Source organism: Alteraurantiacibacter aestuarii (genome assembly GCF_009827405.1).
Lineage (GTDB): Bacteria > Pseudomonadota > Alphaproteobacteria > Sphingomonadales > Sphingomonadaceae > Alteraurantiacibacter > Alteraurantiacibacter aestuarii.
The window spans coordinates 293,262-313,377 of the sequence record NZ_WTYY01000001.1 but is presented as its reverse complement, the minus strand read 5'-3'; the positions used below and the strand labels follow the sequence as shown (position 1 = coordinate 313,377).

The 20,116-nt window shown below is 63.2% G+C and carries 18 protein-coding genes; 11 read left to right on the top strand and 7 right to left on the bottom strand.

Annotated features, from left to right (window positions below; all coding sequences use genetic code 11):
• The 6 genes from GRI32_RS01480 to GRI32_RS01455 all read left to right on the top strand — a co-directional run bounded on the left by GRI32_RS01480 (nucleotide 1) and on the right by GRI32_RS01455 (nucleotide 7,226).
• Nucleotides 1-789 carry a TrbG/VirB9 family P-type conjugative transfer protein gene (locus GRI32_RS01480; protein ID WP_160589351.1) on the top strand — a complete coding sequence of 263 codons (789 nt, stop codon included), beginning with the start codon at nucleotides 1-3 and terminating at the stop codon, nucleotides 787-789.
• Between the two features lie 23 nt (nucleotides 790-812).
• Nucleotides 813-1,940 carry a TrbI/VirB10 family protein gene (locus tag GRI32_RS01475; RefSeq protein WP_237437307.1) on the top strand — a complete coding sequence of 376 codons (1,128 nt, stop codon included), beginning with the start codon at nucleotides 813-815 and terminating at the stop codon, nucleotides 1,938-1,940.
• An 8-nt stretch (nucleotides 1,941-1,948) separates the two neighbouring features.
• Nucleotides 1,949-2,992 (top strand): P-type DNA transfer ATPase VirB11, encoded by a 1,044-nt coding sequence (virB11, locus tag GRI32_RS01470; protein ID WP_202385886.1) that lies wholly within the window; start codon nucleotides 1,949-1,951, stop codon nucleotides 2,990-2,992.
• Between the two features lie 138 nt (nucleotides 2,993-3,130).
• Nucleotides 3,131-5,278: an RNA degradosome polyphosphate kinase gene (locus tag GRI32_RS01465; RefSeq protein ID WP_160589350.1), complete on the top strand. Its 2,148-nt coding sequence runs from the start codon at nucleotides 3,131-3,133 to the stop codon at nucleotides 5,276-5,278.
• On the top strand, nucleotides 5,275-6,774 hold the full coding sequence (locus tag GRI32_RS01460; RefSeq protein ID WP_160589349.1) for a Ppx/GppA phosphatase family protein: 1,500 nt from the start codon (nucleotides 5,275-5,277) through the stop codon (nucleotides 6,772-6,774). Before GRI32_RS01465 ends, GRI32_RS01460 begins: the two co-directional genes overlap by 4 nt.
• Nucleotides 6,775-6,896: 122 nt before the next feature.
• Entirely contained in the window at nucleotides 6,897-7,226 is a 330-nt protein-coding gene (locus tag GRI32_RS01455) for a hypothetical protein (RefSeq protein WP_160589348.1), read from the top strand.
• Between the two features lie 57 nt (nucleotides 7,227-7,283).
• Here GRI32_RS01455 and GRI32_RS01450 read toward each other — a convergent pair whose 3' ends face one another.
• Nucleotides 7,284-7,841: a nuclear transport factor 2 family protein gene (locus GRI32_RS01450; RefSeq protein WP_160589347.1), complete on the bottom strand. Its 558-nt coding sequence runs from the start codon at nucleotides 7,839-7,841 to the stop codon at nucleotides 7,284-7,286.
• An 81-nt stretch (nucleotides 7,842-7,922) separates the two neighbouring features.
• On the opposite strand from GRI32_RS01450, the gene GRI32_RS01445 reads away from it, so the two are divergent.
• Entirely contained in the window at nucleotides 7,923-9,326 is a 1,404-nt protein-coding gene (locus tag GRI32_RS01445) for a carotenoid oxygenase family protein (RefSeq protein ID WP_160589346.1), read from the top strand.
• 12 nt (nucleotides 9,327-9,338) lie between these two features.
• Nucleotides 9,339-9,662: a TraR/DksA family transcriptional regulator gene (locus tag GRI32_RS01440; RefSeq protein WP_160589345.1), complete on the top strand. Its 324-nt coding sequence runs from the start codon at nucleotides 9,339-9,341 to the stop codon at nucleotides 9,660-9,662.
• Between the two features lie 18 nt (nucleotides 9,663-9,680).
• Here the strand turns inward: GRI32_RS01440 and GRI32_RS01435 are convergent, their stop codons facing one another.
• Entirely contained in the window at nucleotides 9,681-9,869 is a 189-nt protein-coding gene (locus GRI32_RS01435; RefSeq protein WP_237437351.1) for a hypothetical protein, read from the bottom strand.
• A 172-nt stretch (nucleotides 9,870-10,041) separates the two neighbouring features.
• Here GRI32_RS01435 and GRI32_RS01430 point away from each other — a divergent pair, with 172 nt between their 5' ends.
• Nucleotides 10,042-11,295 (top strand): alpha/beta hydrolase, encoded by a 1,254-nt coding sequence (locus GRI32_RS01430; RefSeq protein ID WP_160589343.1) that lies wholly within the window; start codon nucleotides 10,042-10,044, stop codon nucleotides 11,293-11,295.
• 2 nt (nucleotides 11,296-11,297) lie between these two features.
• Here GRI32_RS01430 and GRI32_RS01425 read toward each other — a convergent pair whose 3' ends face one another.
• From GRI32_RS01425 to GRI32_RS01405, 5 genes are all read right to left on the bottom strand, one after another.
• The gene (locus GRI32_RS01425) at nucleotides 11,298-11,657 is read right to left on the bottom strand and encodes a GFA family protein (RefSeq protein ID WP_160589342.1); all 360 of its coding nucleotides are present in this window, start codon (nucleotides 11,655-11,657) and stop codon (nucleotides 11,298-11,300) included.
• Nucleotides 11,654-12,526 carry an alpha/beta hydrolase gene (locus tag GRI32_RS01420; RefSeq protein ID WP_160589341.1) on the bottom strand — a complete coding sequence of 291 codons (873 nt, stop codon included), beginning with the start codon at nucleotides 12,524-12,526 and terminating at the stop codon, nucleotides 11,654-11,656. Before GRI32_RS01420 ends, GRI32_RS01425 begins: the two co-directional genes overlap by 4 nt.
• Nucleotides 12,523-13,623, bottom strand: coding sequence for an NAD(P)-dependent alcohol dehydrogenase (locus GRI32_RS01415; protein ID WP_160589340.1), 1,101 nt, complete (start codon nucleotides 13,621-13,623; stop codon nucleotides 12,523-12,525). Before GRI32_RS01415 ends, GRI32_RS01420 begins: the two co-directional genes overlap by 4 nt.
• A complete protein-coding gene (locus tag GRI32_RS01410; RefSeq protein ID WP_160589339.1) occupies nucleotides 13,620-15,086 on the bottom strand; it encodes an aldehyde dehydrogenase family protein in 1,467 nt (488 codons plus the stop codon). Before GRI32_RS01410 ends, GRI32_RS01415 begins: the two co-directional genes overlap by 4 nt.
• A gap of 76 nt (nucleotides 15,087-15,162) precedes the next feature.
• Nucleotides 15,163-17,178, bottom strand: coding sequence for a TonB-dependent receptor domain-containing protein (locus tag GRI32_RS01405; protein WP_160589338.1), 2,016 nt, complete (start codon nucleotides 17,176-17,178; stop codon nucleotides 15,163-15,165).
• Between the two features lie 103 nt (nucleotides 17,179-17,281).
• Between GRI32_RS01405 and GRI32_RS01400 the strand changes: the two genes are divergently transcribed.
• Nucleotides 17,282-17,863, top strand: coding sequence for a nuclear transport factor 2 family protein (locus tag GRI32_RS01400; RefSeq protein WP_237437306.1), 582 nt, complete (start codon nucleotides 17,282-17,284; stop codon nucleotides 17,861-17,863).
• Nucleotides 17,864-17,887: 24 nt separating this feature from the next.
• A complete protein-coding gene (locus GRI32_RS01395) occupies nucleotides 17,888-20,086 on the top strand; it encodes an outer membrane protein assembly factor BamB family protein (protein WP_160589337.1) in 2,199 nt (732 codons plus the stop codon).
• The last annotated feature ends 30 nt before the right edge of the window (nucleotides 20,087-20,116 follow it).

The following is a 20,116-nucleotide window of genomic DNA, read 5'->3' as shown; positions in this document are numbered from 1 at the left end:
ATGACCCGCGCCCTTATTGCCGCGGCCCTGTTTGCCACCTGCACCCTGTCGCTGCCTGCCGCAGCCCAGCAGGACCCGCGTCTGGTTGACCGGCTTTACGATCCCGGTGAAGTTGTCCGCGTGGAAGGCCGCACCAATGTTCAGGCCACCATTCGCTTTGGCGAAGACGAGATGATCCAGAACGTTGCCATCGGCGATTCGCAGAAGTGGCAGGTGACCCCCAGCCGCAATGCCAACCTGCTGTTCGTGAAGCCACTGGCCGAACGCGCGACCACCAACATGACCGTGGTGACCAACGCCCGCGTCTATCTGTTCGATCTGGTGGCCAGCCCCAACCATCGCAATCCGCTGTATGTGATGACCTTCACCTATCCGGAGGAAATGCTGCCGGAAGAAGACGTGGAACTGGCAGAGGGCAGTGTGCCCGAAAGCGCCAATGCGACCGAAATGGCCGCCGCCCATGATGATCTGGCCGTGCTGGACCCTGCCACGCTGAACTTCGCCTGGTCGGGCGAGGGCGCGAGCGCGCTGCTGCCCGAGCAGATCTATGACAATGGTGAGGCGACATTCCTCGCCTGGCCGGTGGGTGAGGCGATGCCCGCCATTCTGGTGAAGGATGCGCAGGGCACCGAAGGCCCGGTCAATTTCGTCGTGCGCGGCGATGTGATCGTGCTCGACCTGGTGCCCACAGAAATCATCCTGCGATCGGGTGAAGCCTATGCCCGGCTGGTAAACAATGGTCCGGTTCAGACCCGTGGGGGCGCATCAGCCGCCCTCGCCGGGGCCTGAACGGAAGACGTGGAGGAAATCCGATGAAGCTTGCAATGCGCTTGCCCGAAAAGAATGCGCCCCGCGATACGGACCCGCGTGAGGATGCCTCTGCCGAGGTGATCGATCTCGCCAGCCGCACATCCTATCCCGTAGTGGCCAACCGCAGGGGCAAGTCCGATGCGCTGACCCTTGCCGCCGGTGTCGCCATTGTAGCGCTGATCGGTGGCGCGACATTTTACGGTTTCTATGCCAGCCGCATGAATGACGGCGGTGAAGCCGCTGCACCCGCCGCTGCGCAGCCTGCTGCCGCCATCGTGCCCGCGCCGGCGACCGATATCACCAGCCTGCCCAGCGCCAATGCCGGATCGGAGCAGGCACAGGTCGGCGTCGGTCCCGCGCCCGTGCTGGCGCAGCCGCCGCTGGAAGGTTACCAGCCCGCCATCAATCCCTATTCCTCGCCCACTCTGGTGTTCGATGCCGGTGTCGCTCCCAGCAATGTGTCCGCGCTGGCAGAAGCAGCAATATCCGCAACTGGTGAGGGCGGCACGATTCCCGGCTCCGGCTCGGCTGGCGATTTCGCCGCCCGGATCGGCGGCGTTGGCGGCGGACCGGCAATGGCGCGCAGCGATGTGAACCCCGCCACCACGGTGACGCAGGGCACGATGATCCCGGCCATTCTGGAAACCGCCATCGATACCGATGTGCCCGGCTATGTCCGCGCGGTGGTGAGCCAGGACGTGCGCAGCTTCGATGGCAGCCGCATCCTCGTGCCGCGCTCCAGCCGCCTTGTCGGCCAGTATCAGTCCGGCCTGCAAGCCGGGCAAAAGCGCGCCTATGTCATCTGGACCCGGCTGATCCGGCCCGATGGCGTTTCGGTCAACCTTGCCAGCCCGGCCACCGGCTTTGACGGCACCACCGGCCTTGCGGGCGACGTCAACAGCCACTTCTTCTCCCGCTTTGGGTCCGCCATGTTGCTGTCTGTCATCAGCGGGCTGACCACCATTGCCGGCGGCGGCGCTTCGATAGTTCTTGGCGGCGGAGAGAGCGCCGCCTCGACCGCGCTCCAGCAGGACGGCCAGCGCCCGCCCACGGTGCGCGTGCGGCAGGGTGAACCGATCCGCGTGTTCACCGCGCGCGATCTGGATTTCAGCCAGGCACCGCAGGTCTGACACCAGTCATGAGCGCCAGGATACACAAATTGGGTGAGATGTCGGAAGGCACTGCGCCGGTTGCACAGGACGGCGGCGCTGCACCCGCTGAGCCGCTTGTGGCCAGCGGCTCTGTCTATCTCGACGCCTATCTGGCACCGTTCCGTGAATGGCTGGACCGTGACACGGTGACTGAAATTCTGGTCAACCGGCCCGGAGAGATCTGGGTGGAAGATGCCGCGCGCCCCGGCATGCAGCGCGTGGAAGCACCGCAGGTGGATGACAAGCTGGTGCAGCGTCTGGCCGAACAGGTCGCGCGCGTCAGCCACCAGGGTATCAACCGCGAGCATCCATTGCTGGGGGCCACGCTTCCCGACGGCGCGCGCGTGCAGTTTTGCGGTCCGCCCGCCACGCGCAAGCACTGGGCGATGGCGATCCGTCGTCACCGCCGGCTGGACCTGCCGCTGGATGCCTATGATGCGGGGCCGCTGCACCAGCAGGCCGAGCATGACATGCCCGATCCCGTGGAGCAGCCGATCGCCTTCCTGCGCGCCGCCATTGCCGCGCGAAAGACCATTTTGATCTCCGGCGGCACCAGCACCGGCAAGACCACTTTCCTCAACGCCATGCTGGGCGAAATCCCGCGTGAAGAGCGCGTGGTGCTGGTGGAAGACACGCCCGAGCTCAAGCTGCCGGGCGCCAATGGCGTGGGACTGGTGGCCGTGAAGGGCGAACTGGGTGAGGCCAAGGTGACCGCCAACGAACTGCTGCAATCGGCCCTGCGCCTGCGCCCGGACCGCATCGTCCTGGGCGAATTGCGCGGCGCGGAGAGCGTATCCTTCCTGCGCGCCATCAACACCGGCCATCCCGGCAGTTTCTCCACCATTCACGCCAACAGCCTGCGCGGCGCGCTGGAACAGCTGAGCCTGATGGTGATGCAGACCGGTATCGGCCTGACCCGCAGCGACACCATCGCCTATGCCGCCAGCGTGATCGACGTGATCGTCCAGCTGGACCGCAGCAATGGCAAGCGCGGGATCAGCGCGATTGCCCGCTCCAGCGAAATCGCCTGAACCTTGAAGGCTCAAGACCTGAGCCAGAGGCTGTGACATGCGCGGCCAGTGTCTTGCGCGCGGCAGGCAAAAAGGCCACATCCTGATGACAACAGGCAGGCATGAATTGAACATCGGGCAATATTTGAAAATGAGGCGATGAGCACCGCCCCCCACACCACGGCAGCGGACCGGCTGAGCCCGGAAGACCGCTATTTCAACCGCGAGCTGAGCTGGCTTTCGTTCAATGAGCGCGTGCTGGCAGAGGCATGCAATCCCGCCTATCCGCTGCTGGAGCGGCTGCGCTTCCTGTCCATTTCGGGCAGCAATCTCGATGAATTCATGATGATCCGCGTGGCCGGACTGGCCGGACAGGTGCGATCCGGCGTGGGCCAGGTTTCGATCGACGGCAAGACCCCCAGCCAGCAACTGGCGGCGATCAACGCCAAGGTGCGCGAACTGGAAACGATGCAGCAGCGCACGCTTTCGGAATTGCGCCCGCTGCTGGAAGCCAACGGCATCCACATCAAGGGCGAAGACCGTATCGATACCGAGGCGGAGAACTGGCTGCGGCGCTATTTCCTCGATCACATCATGCCGGTGATCACGCCGCAGGCGATCGACCCGGCGCATCCCTTCCCGTTCGTTTCCAACCTCGGCATTGGCGCGCTGTTCAACCTTGTGCGTGAGGAAGATGGCAGCCAGTTGGTGGAAATGGTGCTGATCCCCTCTGCCCTGCCGCGTTTCATCCGCGTGCCGGGCGAGGAAGCGATCTATGTCGCCATAGAACGCCTGATCTGCCGTTTCGCCACACTGCTGTTCCCCGGCTTCCGGATAGAGGGAGACGGCGTTTTCCGCCTGCTGCGCGACAGCGATATCGAAGTGGAGGAAGAGGCAGAAGACCTGGTCCGCTATTTCCGCAGCGCCATCCAGCGCCGCCGCCGCGGACAGGTGATCATGCTGGAGATCGACGAAAGCTTCGATGCCGCCGCGGAGGAATTGCTGCGTGACAGGCTGGGGCTGGAACAGGCGCTGGTCACCAATACCGAAGGCATGCTGGGCATTGCCGGCCTTGCCAGCGTGGTCGACGAAGACCGCCCGGACCTGAAATTCACCCCCTACACACCCCGCTATCCCGAACGCGTGATGGAACATGACGGCGATTGCTTCGCCGCCATTCGCGAAAAGGACATCGTGGTCCACCACCCCTATGAAAGCTTCGAAGTGGTGGTCGATTTCCTGCGCCAGGCGGCCGCCGATCCGGCGGTGGTTTCGATCAAGCAGGCGCTTTATCGCGCCGGTCAGCAATCGCCCGTCATCAATGCGCTGTGCGCCGCTGCCGAGGCGGGCAAATCGGTCACTGCCGTGGTCGAACTGAAGGCCCGTTTTGACGAAGAACAGAACCTCAAATGGGCGGGCGAGCTGGAACGATCGGGCGTGCAGGTGATCTATGGCTTCGTGGACTGGAAAACCCACGCCAAGATTTCCATGGTCGTGCGCGCGGAAGACGGCGGATACCGCACATACTGCCATTTCGGCACCGGCAATTACCACCCGGTGACCACCAAGATTTACACCGACCTGTCGTATTTCACCGCCGATCCGGCATTCGGCCGCGATGCCTCGCGCCTGTTCAATTTCATCACCGGCTATGTCGAGCCTCCGGACCTTGAACGCATTGCCATCTCGCCGCTGAACCTGCGCGAGAAGCTTTATGAGAATATCGATAATGAGATCGCCAATGCACAGGCCGGACGGCCCGCCGCGATCTGGGTAAAGCTCAATTCGCTGACTGAAAAAGGCATCATAGACCGGTTTTACGAGGCCAGTCAGGCGGGGGTGCGGATTGTGCTGGTGGTGCGCGGCATCTGTTGCCTGCGTCCCGGTGTACCCGGCCTGTCTGACAATATCAGCGTGAAATCGATCATCGGGCGCTTTCTGGAACACAGCCGTATCTGGGCCTTTGCGGGCGGCGAGCCGCTGCCCAGCGATCAGGCGAAGATCTATATCTCCAGCGCCGACGCGATGAGCCGCAACCTCAACCGCCGGGTGGAAACGCTGGTGCCGATCACCAATCCCACCGTGCACGATCAGGTGCTGGAACAGGTGCTGCTGGCCAATTTGCTGGATACCGAGCAAAGCTGGCTGCTGGATGGGGAAACCGGGGAATATGAACGCGTGGAGGATGACGGCGAGCCGTTCAACTGCCACGAATATTTCATGGTCAATCCATCCCTCTCCGGTCGCGGCGGCGCTCTCAAGGACAGCCGCATTCCCAAACTGACGCTGCGCAAGGGCGGCATGTGACAGCTATCCGCAGGGGCACGCTGAATGGCGGGGTAGGTGACCGGCCCGATCGTGCAGTCATCGATATCGGTTCCAACACGGTGCGTCTGGTGATCTATTCCGGATCGCGCCGCGCACCCAACGTCTGGCTGAACGAAAAAGTCACCGCCAAGCTGGGCCGCGACCTGGCATCCACCGGCTCCATGCCGGACAAGGCGATGGATCTGGCGCTCTCGGGGCTGGCCCGCTTTGCCGCGATCCTTTCCGATATTGATGTGCGCGATGTGCAGGTGGTGGCAACCGCAGCGGTGCGCGATGCCCGCAACGGCCTCGAGTTTCTCGAACGGGTGCGCGCGCTTGGCCTGCAACCGCGCCTGCTGACGGGTGAGGAAGAGGCCACTATTTCAGCCTATGGCGTGATCGGTGCCTTTCCCGGCGCACAGGGCGTGGTGGCCGATCTTGGCGGTGGCAGCCTGGAACTGGTGGCCATCGGCGATGGCACCAGCCATGATGGCGTATCCCTGCCGCTGGGCACATTGCGCCTGCCTGCCCTGCGCGAAAAGGGTGAGGCAGCGTTCCGCAAGGCGGTGAACAAGGAGCTGGTCGGCGCGGACTGGGCCCGGCATCTGGATGGCCCGCTGTATCTGGTGGGCGGGACGTGGCGCGCCTTTGCCGCCTTTTCCATGTACCGCAGCAAATATCCGCTTTCCGATCCGCAAGCCTATTGCCTTTCCAACGAGGAGGCGGAGAAGGTCGCCCGCAAGCTGATGCAGATGCAGCCCGCGCAGCTCAGTTCGATCAGCGGAATATCCTCTTCACGCGCTGCGGGCCTGCCCGATGCCGCGGCCATGCTGCGGGTGATCCTCTCCACGCTCAAGCCCGATGGCATCGTGATTTCATCATGGGGCCTGCGCGAAGGCCTGCTGTTCCAACAGCTGGAACCCGCCGCGCGCGAGCAGGATCCGCTGCTGGCCGCTATCGCCCATTTCGTGGCTCCGCGCGGCGCCTCGCTCAGCGCTGCGGCGATGATCGCGGGTTGGACTTCGGGCGTGGTGGCGGGCAATGACAAGGCGCTGGAGCGGCTGCGCATGGCATCGATCATGCTGGCGATGGCGCAGGCGCGGCTGGAGCCGAACATGCGGCTGCGGCATTCGTTCGACTGGGCGATGGACAAGCGCTGGCTGGGCCTTGATCACAAGGGCCGCGCGATCATCGGCGCTGCCCTGCGCGGGGCTTGCGGCAAGCCCGAACCCACGCTGGAACTGCTGCAACTGGCGGAGGAGGAGGAACTGCGCGAGGCGGCGGGATGGGGGCTGGCGTTCCGCCTGTGCCGCCGGATCGGCGCGGGATCGCGTGCCTCCATGCTCACCAGCCGCCTCACCCGCGACGATGGCAGGTTGGTGCTGTGGCTGGACGAAAGCCGCGAACAGCTGGCATCGGACAGCGTGCAATCCGATCTCAAGACGCTGGCGCTGTGGCTCAATTGCGAACCTGAACTGCGCATCGGCCAGGCCTGACCGCTCCCCGCCGGAGTTGCGGGTGAGGACTCCTTGACATTTTTGTGACCATGTTACGCAATTGTTGCAGGGCCTGCGCAAAACAGGTCTGCTGTGCGACCACCTATTCATCGAGGACAGACATGGTTTCAAAGGCATCGACCCAGGCTCCACATGCAGCGAATGATACGCTGCCCCCCGCCCCTGAAGCCGCCCCTGAAGCCGCCCCCGCAGCCGCAGCCGCTACCGCCGTGGATCAGGATTCGCTGGATGTGAAAGCACTGGCCAAGGGCGTGCTGGCGCGCGATTTTCGCCCCAAGGTTTCCACGGTGCGCCGTCTGGCAGAGGCGGTGCTGGCAAAGTCTGCTGAAACCGGGAAGAAAAAGAAGAAGAAGAAGGCGTCCGCCTCCGGGAAATCAGGCGGCAAGAAGCGCAAGCTGGCCAGAATTCCGGGTCAGAAGGACAAGAAGTAAGGCGCGAACAGCCATATAGCCGGGCCGTCCGCGCTCCTTACCCTGCACCCCTAACCTTCAGGCGAACTTGTCCTGTGACTGTTCGTGAAAAGGCCGCGTGTCGGCAGGTTCGCTGCGGTAGGGCGGGCGCTGGGGCAAGGTGCGCTCCCCCTTCCACGGGATCTGGTCCACATCGGTCCATGCATTGACCGTCAGGCGCCAGAACTTCCAGCGCCCGTCTTCGCGGATCAGCCGATCGTCGCGCGTGCCGATGCCGAACACGAAATTGGTGCGGTAATCGGCGTTCCACTGGATGATCTGGAAAAAGCACCGCACCCGCGCGCCTTCTTCATGCGGGTCCATGATGAACTGGCTCATCAGGTGCTGGCGGCCATACCACCAGTGCTGGCGATCGTACCAAAGGCTGCGCAGATTCTCGCGAATGGCATCATGGCCCTTCACCTTGCCCTGCCACAGGTGATCGAATTCGGCATCGCGGGCGAAAGTGCCGATCGCCTGTTCCTCATCCGCCAGATCGATGCCCCAGGCATAGCGGGCATAAAGCTCCTCTATCTCCCCGCGGTCGTCCGCCGGCATGATCTGCGGCACCCCATCTGGCCAGCACGGCTGGTTCATCAATTTGCCTCCCGTCAAATGCGCGCTTGATTTGCGCGCCTAATGCTATTTGAATCACGGGCTATCACAAGGGAGAGAGCGATGCCGGAAGTATTTCAGGCCTTTCACAGTTTCGGCCTGCAAAAGCGCATGCCGATGCGTTTTGAAGCCGATGTCTTTGAATGCGAAGTGGAAGGCGAAATTCCGGCCGAGTTGCAGGGTGCCTATTATCGCACCGGCGGTGATCGCCAGTTCCCCACGCTGGAGGATGACATCATCCTCAACGGCGATGGCATGTTCTCCATGTTCCGCTTCGACAATGGCCATGTCAGCTATCGCAGCCGCTACGTGCAGACCCAGCGCCTGAAGGCGGAGCGGGAGGCGCGGCGGCGGCTGTACGGTGCCTATCGCAACAAGTATTCCGACGATGAAAGCGTCTCCAACCTCCCCAACCGTGACAACACCGGCAACACCTATGCCTTTGCTCACCACGGCGAGCTGTACGCCCTGCGCGAGGATTCGCGGCCCTACAGGCTCGATCCGCAAACGCTCGACACGCTGGAGATCGGCGAGTTCGGCACGCTGAAGTCGACCGCATTGACCGCCCATCCCAAGATCGATCCCAAGACCGGCGAATGGTGGAGCTACGGGGTTTTTGCCGGCGGAGAGCCGACCACCGATGCCAGCCTGCACGTGTTCGACAAGTCGGGCAGGCTGATCCGCGAGAACTGGTTCCACACCCCCTATCCCGGCCTGAGCCATGACTGGGGCGTGACGCGCGAGCACCTGATCTTCCCGATCATGCCGCTGACCGCCAGCGATGCGCGGCTGCGGGCGGGCGGCGATTATTACCAGTACGATCCTGACCTGCCGAGCAAATGGGGGATCATGCCGCGCGGTGGCACGCCCGATCAGATGCGCTGGTTCGATATTCCCGGCATCGTGATGGGCCATGTGATGAACGCCTATAGCGAGGGCACCAAAGTCATCATCGATACGCCGTGTTCGCCCGGAAACTGCTTCAGCTTCTTCAAGGACAAGCACGGCAACCAGCCTGCCCCGGCGGAAACCATCACCCAGATCACCCGCATCGTGTTCGATCTTTCCAAGCCCGATAGTGAGGCGGTTTCACTGCACCCGGTCAATGGCGCGCTGGGCGACATGCCCCGCATCGATGACCGCTTCGCGATGGAGAAATATCGCACCGGCTATTTTGCCCTGCGCGATTTCCCGCAGATGGGCATCGGCCAGATCGACTGGGAGACAGGCGAGGTCAAAGTGCATGAGCTGGAAGGCGCCGCATCGCAGGAACCGCTGTTCGTGCCGCGCTCTGCCTATAGCGCCGAAGGCGATGGTTTCGTGCTTGTCGCGGTTGACCGCATGGCGGAAAAGCGCATGGATCTGCTGATTCTGGATGGCAATGATGTCAGCCGTCCGCCACTCGCCACAATCAAACTGCCTTTTGCCCAGCCGATGGCGTTTCACGGCTGCTGGATGCCCGCATAGGAGAATATGGGAATGACTGATCTGACCAAGGCCAAGGCCGTGCTGGAAGCGCAGCTGGCCGAACTCGAAACGCGCCTGAGCCATATTGAGCGCGATCTGGCCGAACCGCTCGATCCCGATTCATCCGAACGCGCGGTGCAGATGGAAGATGACGAATCGCTGGAAGGCCAGGCGGCCATCGTCTCACGCGATGTCGCCTCGACCCGGCGCGCCCTGCTGCGGGTGGAAGACGGCAGCTATGGCACCTGCATGCAGTGCGGCGATGATATCTCCGCCAATCGCCTTGCCGCGCGGCCCGAAGCCGCCTTGTGCATAGACTGCGCGCGCAAGGTCTGATCGTTAGCGGGTTTCGGCCTAAATCTTGGGCAATTGATGCGTCTGGTCGAGCCGGTGGAGCACTTCATCCATCGGCTCGGTCACCGTGACGCTGCGCCCTTCGCCAAAGCGGATGCGCGTTCCGTCCTCGACCGAGGAGATGAAGGAGACCTGCGACGCGTTGACGACGACCGGGACCCTGTCGACGCTTACGAATTTTACGAACACATGCATTCTCCTGCCTTGTGGCCGGTCGGAATGTGCCGGCCTTGATTGCACCAGATTACGCCATCCGCCGCCGCTGTCCATGAAATGCTGCGGGCAAAATGCGCCCGCCGGGCCGGTTTAACCAAATGCTGACGGGAGTGCGCTAATGCTCGGCCCGGTAAGCAGATCGACCATGGCAATTGAGAACACACTTCCGGCCGCGCCGCAGCAGGGGACGCAGGACACGCAGGCCCCCGCCGCCGCGCCCGCAAGCGTGCGCCCCATGTTCGTGGTGCGCACCGTGCTGATCGTAATCTCGGTGGTGGCAATCATCGCCTCCGCACTGAACGCGGCCGGGGCCTGGTTCCCGTCCATCCCCTATCTGGGATCGCGCGGGTCGTCTGCCATCACCCATTATACGGTCTATATGGTCGCAGTTCCGCTGCTGGCCAGCATCGTGCTGGCATCGTTCGGCGGCTGGCGTCGCGGCGCCGGGAAAGTGCTGATAACGGCGGGCGCGGTCAGCACCGTGCTGTCGCTGGCAGGCGCGGCACGGATGGTGGCGGTCGCCTGGCAGAACGATGTTACCGTGTCTCTCCTGCCGCTGCTGGACCCTGTCGCCATTGTGCGAACGCCGGTTTCGACGATCCGGGATTCGGTCACCGACAACAACGGCAAGCAGCTGGACTTCGCCATTTACCCGCCTGCCGGTGGTGCCGGCGATGCACCAGTCCTCGCCTATATCCACGGCGGCGGCTTTACCGGCGGGAGTTATCTGACGCGCGGAGACGATCTGGGCTGGTTCGCCGATCAGGGCTTTCTGGTCATCTCGCTCGAATATGGCCTGTCCACGCAGGACGATCATCGCTGGGATCGCACTTTGGGCGAAATCGGCTGCGCCCTCGCATGGATCCGCTCCAATGCGCAGCGCTGGGGCGGCGATGGCAAGCGGATCGCGGTCCTGGGAGAATCGGCGGGCGGCAATCTCGCCCTCAACGCAGGTTATCGCCGTGCGGATGGCACATTGCCCGTGTCGTGCGATGGCGAAGCGGCGCAAGTGGCTGCAATCGGCGCCATCTATCCGGTGATCAGCGTGGCCGATTTCCACGACAATCCGCATTTCGAATATGCACCCGCATCCCGGCGCATGGCATCCTTCTATACCGGCGGCACACCGCGCGAATATCCTGAGCGCTATGCCAGCCTGGACCCGGTGCAATATCTGACGCCGGAAGCGCCGCCGGCATTGGTGCTGCACGGTACCAACGATTCAACGGTGCAGATCGATGCCGCCAATTACTGGTTTGAAAATGCCCGCAGGGTTGGCGCGCCCGCGCGGCTGATCACCCTGCCGCTGGCCGAACACGCTTTCGACAAGCGCGCATCGATCAGCAACCAGATCATGCGCCAGACCATGCGCGATCTGTTCCGCGACCAGCTGCGCTGAGATCAGGGCAGCTGCGTCCCGTGCGTTTCGCGCAGCGGGATTCCGGCGGGATCGAAATCATCCAGGCAGAAGACATTCACGCCATAGCTGTCTGGCATCATGCGCTTGCGGTGGAAGGTGTAGATGCCGCAGGTCCCGCAGAAGAAATGCCGCGCCGTGCCGGTGTGAAAGCGATATTCGCGCAGGCTTTCCTCACCCGAAAGCAGGCGGAAATCATCCTCATGCACGCGCACCATCAGCGCATTCTTCTTGCGGCAGATCGAACAGTCGCAGGTGGTCAGCTCAGGGAAATCGCTGGTGATGGCGAATTTCACCGCCCCGCAATGGCAGCTGCCCTGATAGTCCGCCCGCTCGCGCGTCACCGGGTAACGCGCCGCACGAAGTCTGCCACCATGGTCTCTGTCTCCAGCTGGTCGCTGCCGATGGAAAGCGCGGGCGAGAGGTGGTTGTGGCCGGAGAGGAAATGCATTTCCGGGTAGCGGCCCTGCGCCTGCGTGAACTGGGTCACCACTTGCGCTGCCTGGCGGTGAAAATCGTCCGGGTCGAATTCGGCGACTGAAAACTGCAACGGGATCGATGAATTGAGCATGCCCGCCATGCACGAAGCAGGCCCCCAGCCCTTGCGATCTTCGCCGTAATAGGCCTCTGCAAAGCTGTTGGGCTCGGCAGTCATGGTGTCGTAGATCCCGCTCATCAGAACGGCACCGGCAATGCCGCCGCCCTCCACCGCATGATGCTGACGGTGCGCGACATAGCCTGCCACATGCGTTGCCCCGGCGGACTGTCCGGCCAGCACGATCTTGTCCGGATTGCCGCCGTGGCTGGCGATATTCTCACGCAGCCATTCGACCACCAGCTTGAGGTCTTCAGGTCCGGCGGGGTATTTGTGCGCCGGGGCAAGCCGATAGGTGATCGTCACCCCCACCATGCCGTGCCGGGCAGCAAAATCGCCCATGTTGGAATAGAAGGGGGAGCCTTCGGTATGCTTGTCCCCCATCACGAAACCGCCACCGTGGACAAACACCAGAACCGGTGCATCCCTGGGGGACAGCATGGAGAAGATATCAAGCTTGTGCCGCTCATCCGGGCCATAGGACAGATCGCGCACGACCTTGGTCTCTGGGTGCAGGCCCTTGTTGATGGCCGCCATCATGGCTTGTGTCCCGCCGAGCATTTCTGGCGAGAGATCGGGACCAAATGCTTGCAGTCTTGCGCGCATATCTGGCGTCATTCAGGTGTCTCCATCAACAGCACGGGCTTGATTGCCTTGCCGCTGTGCGCATCGGCAAAGGCACGGGAAATATCGGCAAAGGGGTAGAAGCTGATCATGCGGTCAAACGGGAAGCGCCCCTGCCGCCAGTAATCGGCCAGCTTGGGCAGGAAAATGCCGGGATGGGCATCGCCGCCCAATATGCCGCGCAACTGCTTGCCGCCCGCCAGCATGCCGAACATCTGCGGCGCCCATTCGCCGCGCGGCGCGGCCACGAAGCCGGCGGTGCCGTTCATCGCCAGCACGTCCAGCGCCAGAGTGTGAACGCTCGGCACATTGGTGGTGTTGAAGGTGAAATCCACACCGCGCCCGGTGATGCCGCGGATCTTGGCGGCAAGATCATCTTCATCGCCGGGCAGGCAATCGGTCGCGCCAAATTCACGCGCCAGTTCCAGCCGGACGGGGTCAAGGTCCACCGCAACGATGCGCCTGGCGCCCACCAGCCTGGCCGCCATCACTGCCGAAAGGCCCACGCCTCCGGTCCCGAAGATGGCGATTGTGTCGCCATAGCCGACTTTCAACGCCTCTATGACCCCGCCAGCCCCGGTTATGATCCCGCAGCCAAGCGGTCCCAGCTTCTCCAGCGGCAGATCCTTGTCCATCTTCACCGCCGTGCGCTGGGGCACGATGGAGTGGGTGGCAAAGCTCGACTGGCCGAAGAAATGCGAGTGGATTGCAGCCCCGTCGCTGCACAGCGCAGTGGAGCCATCGAGGCGCTTTCCGCCAAAGCACAGCGGCATGGCCAGATCGCAATAGGTGGGACGATTATCGAGGCATGACGGGCATTTACCGCAGCTGTTACCGCTCAGGATCACGTGATCGCCCAGTGCGAAACCGGTCACCCCCTCACCCAGTTTCTCCACCACGCCTGCGCCTTCATGGCCCAGCACAATGGGTTGCGGCGAATGGCGTCCGGGATGTTCATGCAGATCGGTGTGGCAGATACCGGTGGCGACCAGGCGGATGCGCATCTCGCCAGCGCGCGGTTCCTCCTGCTCAAGCTCGGTCAATTGCGGCGCATCGCCGCCTCGTCCGCTGAGTGCGGCGGTGATTTTCATGCTTCCGGCCTCCCCGGGGGCGGTCCCAGATGATGATCGTTCTGGATATTGGCAACATCGCCATGCTGCACCATCAGGCTCTTGCGGCGCAGGAAGCGGCGCAGCGATTCCGGTCCGATGCGCGGGGCGCCGTGGCCCGACCAGCCGAAGCTGTCAGACCCGAAAGTGCGCAATTTGGCGAACGTCAGGAACGTGTCCTGCAGGAAGATTCCGCCCGCATTGATGCGCCTGCCGATGGCCTTGGCCTCCTCCGCATCGCCCGCGATCACGCTGGCGGTAAGGCCGAACTGCGTATCATTGGCCAGCCGGATCGCCTCCTCGGTGTCGGAATAGGCCATCACCGGGATACACGGCCCGAAAGTCTCATCGCGCATGATCTCCATGTCATGCGTCACGCCGGTCAGCACCGTGGGGCGCAGGTACAGCCCGCCGCCAATATTCTCCACCGCGCCGCCGGTCAGCACCATGGCGCCCTTGGCCACGGCATCGGCGATGTGGCGGGTGACGATCTCTGCCTGCGGGGCGAAGGTGAAGGGACCGATATGGCCGGCACGCGGATTATCGGAATTGAGGCGCACGGCCTGCGCCTGCTCCACCAGCTTCGCCACGAATGCATCGTGCACGCTCTCGTGCACATAGACCCGCTCAATCGAATAGCAGACCTGCCCCGTGGCATAGACCGCGCCGCGCAGCACCGAGGTTACCGCGCGGTCCAGATCGGCATTTTCGGTGACGATGCACGGGTCCTTGCCGCCCAGTTCCAGATTGCACGGGATCAGCCGTTCGGCGCAGGCAATCGCCACCTTGCGGCCCGTGGGGACGGAGCCGGTGAAGCAGATCGTATCGACCTCGGCAATCAGCGCCTGGCCAACGTCGGCCGCGCCGGAGACGTAATCGAACACCGCTGCCAGTTCGGGCACTTCGCGCACGGTTTCAAACAATGTCTCGATCACGCGCGGGGTCACTTCGCTGGGCTTCAGCAACACGGCGGAGCCGGCAAACAGTGCCGGCACCGCATCCAGCAACGCCAGCATCAGCGGGGCGTTCCACGGGCTGATCACCCCGGTCAGCGGCATGGCGACAACCTGCGATTCCAGCTCCACGCTGGGCATGGTGAAGCTTTTGCCTTCCCATTTCAGGTCGGCGAAAGCCTTTGGCGCATCCTGCAGCCAGCCGCCCACATTGGCCATGGTGATGAAGCCCTGGACGTATGACGTGTGGCAGCCGCCGGTATCGTGCGCATCGGCCTCGCCAATGTCGCCAGCGCGGGTTTTCACCACCTCCAGCCAGCGCGCCATGACGCCGCAGCGCGCATCCACGCCCATCGCCTCCCATGCGATCTGGTTTTCACGCAGGCGTGCAGCCTTGGCTGCTACCTCCTCCCGCGATGAAACCTGCAGCTGGAAATCGACTTCGCCACTGCGTGGATTGCGCACATTCAGCACGGCAGGCCGTGATGCCATTTGATCCTCCCTGTTTGCCAGTGAACCTAATCTCTCAGGCCAGCCGAGAATAGGGAAATTTCCCTATGCAACAGGATCAGAAGCCGTAGCGCAGGCCCAGCCAGACGGTCTGCGGCACGCCGATATCCATCGATCCGCCCTGGTTGCGCGTGACGATCGTCTCATCGAACAGGTTCTCCACCCGGGCGACAGCCGAAAGGCGGCCCGCGACCGGCATTTGCGCAAACAGATCCACCGTGGTGGCGGCAGGCAGAACGTCGGTTTCCTGATCGTCCTCGAACTGGCTGGAGACATGGCGCAGCGTGGCGGCAAAGTTCATCCCGTTGTCGGCGCGATAGCTGGCCGTGGCACTGGCGGAGAACTTGGGCGTCTGCGACGGCGTGAGGCCATCCAGACCGGCGGCAAAGCCGGTGCCGCGCACTTCGGAATTGGTAAGCGCCATGCTGGCATCAAATCCCCACGGTCCGCGCTGCACGGATGTGGCAAATTCCACCCCGAAGGCATCGATCGCATCCAGATTCTGCCGTTCACGCAGGTTGGTGGCGATGGTGACATTGGCGATGGCGTTCTTCACCTTGTTGTCGAACACGGTGACGGAAAAGCGCGTGCCGGGATCGACCGCGAAATCGGCCCCGACTTCATAGCCTTCCAGCTTTTCGGGAACGAGGTTCTCATTGGCATTGGTCGTCACCGGGAAGACCACGAACGGGCGGTACAGCTCATTCAGGGTGGGCAGGCGCAGGCCGGTATAGGCCGCCGCGCGGAAGGTGATCACATCATTGGCCTGAACCAGGGCGCCCGCGCGCCAAGTCACTTCCCAGTCGGAGCGATTGGCATAGCTGTCATTGCGCACCGGCGCGCCCGCACCGGTGAAGCTGCGGTAATAGCCATCCTTGATCGCATAGCGGTCTGCGCGCAGGCCGCCGGTCAGCGTGACCGGGCCAAGCTCGATATCGTTCTCTGCAAACAGGCCGAAGTTGGTGTTCACACCGCCGGCAAAGCGTTCCTCGGTCAAGTTGCCGGAGAAGGCGCTGTAGGCATCTTCGAACAGGTCGCCCGCGCTGCGGCGGAAATCGGCACCAAGGCGCAGCGTCATGTCATCACCCACGGGCGGGCGCACCTCGATCTTGCCGCCCTGCCCTTCCGCAGGCGTGTTCTTCTGGTCGAGAACGGGCACATAGCGGGTGGAGGACACGATGATATTGCTGAAATTGCGCCACTGGGCATAGGCCAGCGCGTCCACCTGCCATGATCCGCGGCTGACCAGTCGCAGGCTGACATCTTCACCTGATGTGGTGCTGTCCGCGCCTTCGAAACGCAGCGTGCGGCTGGTCTCGAAAGCCGAACCGCGCAGCTGCAATTCTACCGGGCCAAGGCTCTGCACAAGGCGTCCGCTGGCGGACCAGTCATCAAAATTGGCGCGGCTGGTGGCGGGCACACGGTCCGCCAGAGGCGTGGTGAAGAAGCCATCGCCGCGATCCCACCGACCGCTGAACACGGCATAACCATTGCCAAATTCCGGCGCGATGCTGGCGGACATTTCGGTGTCTTCACGCTGGTTGGCCAGCACCTGTCCGGTGAACAGGCCAAGCGCGGAAGCATCGGCGCTGTTGAGCTCTATCGTGCCAGCTAGAGCGCCCGAGCCGAACGGGCCGGAACCGCCGCCACGCGTGACGTGGATGAGGCCGAGCCGCTCAGGCGCAATGGCGCTGAACGGGATATGGCCGAAGAACGGATCGGTCATCGGCACGCCGTCCAGCAACACCAGCGCGCGGCTGGTGGCATTGCCGCCAAGCGCGCGCAGCGTGGCGCCCTGCGCCGTGGGATTGGCCGAACGGCTGTCCGAACGGCGGAATTGCTGGAAGCCGGCGACATTGCTCAGCACGTCTTCCAGACGGCCCGAACCAGAGCTGACGATCTGCTCACGCTCAATCTCGACATGCGAATAGGCGGGCGTGGCGGGCGTTTCTGCCAGGCCATCGCCCAGCACGACGATGACTGTCTCTTCTGCCGGATCCGCGGGCTCCTCCTGTGCGAAAGCGGGAGCGGCGATCAGCATGGTTGCAGTGCTGGCAAGGAGCAGGGTTTTCATGGTGGAAATCATCCCAAATTGATTTTGTCCGGCGCGCTTTAGCGTCTCATGCTTGCCGCGTCACCCCGGCAATGGCAGGAAGGCAATCGGAGAGGGGAATTGGATGCGCATTTTGACGCTTTGCATCGCCGCCGCCTTGCTGGCTGGCTGCTCTGACAACAAGCTGACAGACACTGAAGAAACCGCCGCAGCGCCCGCGCCTGCGAGCGAGGGAGAGACCGACATGACCGCCACGCCGCCCGCTGTGCCACAGGATCACACAGCGCTTCTTGCCAGCGACGATCCGCAGCTCGCGGCGAACAAGCGGCTGGTCTATGACATGTACCGCATCGTGTTGCAGGGCGGCTATGCCGACCGCGCGGGAGAGTTCATCGCCGACGATTACATCCAGCACAATCCCAACGCCGGACAGGGTCTGGCGGGTGTTCAGGAATACATCCGCAACACGCGGCCCGAACGCGCGCTTGAGGACAAGCTGGAACTGCCGCTGATCAACCTGCTAGCAGAGGGCGATTTTGTCACCACCGCCTTCGTGCGCACGGAAGCCGATGCGAACGGCGCGACCTATTATTCGACCTGGTTCGATCTCTACCGGATCGAGGACGGCAAGATCGCCGAACATTGGGACCCGATGCTGAAGAGCGATACGCCGATCGATCCCAATTCACAGCGTCTGGAAGAATAGCACTATAATCATGGGGAGAGCGGCATGGCCGTGACGAACTGGGCCGCAAAGGCCAGTCTGGGAGTTGCAATCGGGGTGCTGGCCATAGCGCAGGCCGGTGGCCAGACATTGAGCGATTTCACCCCCGTGACCGATGCGGACATCCAGAACCCCGATCCGGCTGACTGGCTCAGCTGGCGGCGCACGCTGGATAGCTGGGGCTATTCCCCGCTGGCGCAGATCACCCGCGACAATGTGGCCAGCCTGCGCATGGTGTGGGCGCGGCCGCTCAATACAGGATCGCAGGAAGGCACGCCGCTGGTGCATGACGGGGTGATGTATTTCCCCGCGCCGGGCGATGTGATCGAAGCGATCGATGCCCGCTCTGGCCAGCTGATCTGGCAGTACCGCCGCGACATTCCCGAGGACATCGGCAATTACCTGCCTGTCTGGGATACCAACCGCAATCTGGCGATCTATGGCAATCTGATCATCGCCAATGGCGCGGATGACTATATCTATGCGCTCGACGCCCGCACCGGGGAAATGGTGTGGGAAACCAGGATCATGGATTACCGCAACGGTGCCAAGCAAAGCTCCGGCCCGATCATTGCCGAAGGCCTCGCCATCACCGGGCGCAGTTGCGAGCCTGAGGGCGGGCCCGATGCCTGCGTCATCACCGCGCATAATGCGCTGACGGGCGAGGAAGTCTGGCGCACCAGCACCATCGCCCGCGGCGATGATCCCAACGATGCCACATGGGGCGGCGTGCCGCTGGAAGACCGCCAGCAGGTGGGTGCATGGATGGTGGCCAGCTATGATCCCGAACTGCGGCTGATCTATATGGGCACGTCAGTTTCCGCACCTGCGCCCAAGATATCGCTGGCGGGGCCGGATTACGATTACCTCTACCACAATTCCACCCTCGCGCTGGATGTGGAGACGGGGCGGATCGTGTGGCATTACCAGCATCTGGTGGATCACTGGGACCTGGATCATCCCTTCCCGCGCATGCTGGTGGATGAGGCGGTGGCACCCGATCCTTCCGAAGTCACCTGGATCAATCCCGCCATCGAGGCGGGCCGCACCTACAAGGTGCTGACCGGCGTACCCGGCAAGACCGGGGTGATCTACACGCTCGACCGCGAAACCGGGCAGTTCCTGTGGGCGCGCCCGACCATTCACCAGAACGTTGTCGGCGATATTGACGGGGCAACGGGCCGCGTGACCGTGAACCCGGAGACGATCTTCACTGCCTTTGGCGCAAAGCTGACCGTGTGCCCGGCCCCATCGGGCGGCACCAATTATCCGGCGGGGGCCTACAGCCCGCTCACCAGCACCATGTATCTCACCTCCAACAACAGCTGTGCGGAGATGGCCGCGCTCGACCCGGCGGATAATCCGGGCGTCTATGGCATGTCTTCGCGCCAGTATATCGCGCCGGGCGCCAACAATAATGTGGGCGTGATCCACGCGGTCAATGCCGTGACCGGCCGCACATTGTGGGAATTTTCCACCCGCACAGGAATGCAGTCGCTGATGACGACCGGCGGTGGGTTGCTGTTTGCAGGCGATGCCGACGGGCGCTTCCGCGCGATGGACCAACACGATGGCGCAGTGCTGTGGGAGATGAACCTTGGCTCCAGCGTCACCGGCTATCCGGCAACGTTCGAAGTCGATGGCCAGCAATATGTGGCGGTTTCAACCGGGCGCTGGCTGAATGACAGCTTCACCCCCGAACTGACGCATGGCACGCAGAACACGCTGTATGTGTTCGCCCTGCCGCAGGCGGGTATCGGTCATGCCGGTCCCTATCGCGCGCCGATCAATCCGGCAGGCCGCCTGTCCTCCGTCGATCCGGCCCTGAACAATCCGGCGCTGAACAATCCGGGTGGCGGCTTTGCCCGGCATACGGCGGATGGCGTGTATTCGGCTGCCCAGGCACGCGCGGGACAGGCGGTGTATGAACGCGCCTGCGCGGCCTGCCACGGGGTGGATTTCCAGCCCGCGCCAGGTTCACCCACGCTGAAAGGTGGCGCATTCATGGCCAACTGGCGCGGCAAGTCCGTGGGCGACCTGTTCGCCTATACGCGCGGCAACATGCCGGTGGCCGCAGGCGGATCGCTGCCCGACAGCCAGTATCTGGCCGTGATTGCCTATCTTCTGGAAGCCAACGATTTTCCTGCCGGCGCGGCGCTGGACCCCGATCAGGCCATGCTGGCCGCCATTGGCATAGGAGAATAACAGGAATTGCTAACCATTGGCGGCTAGCAT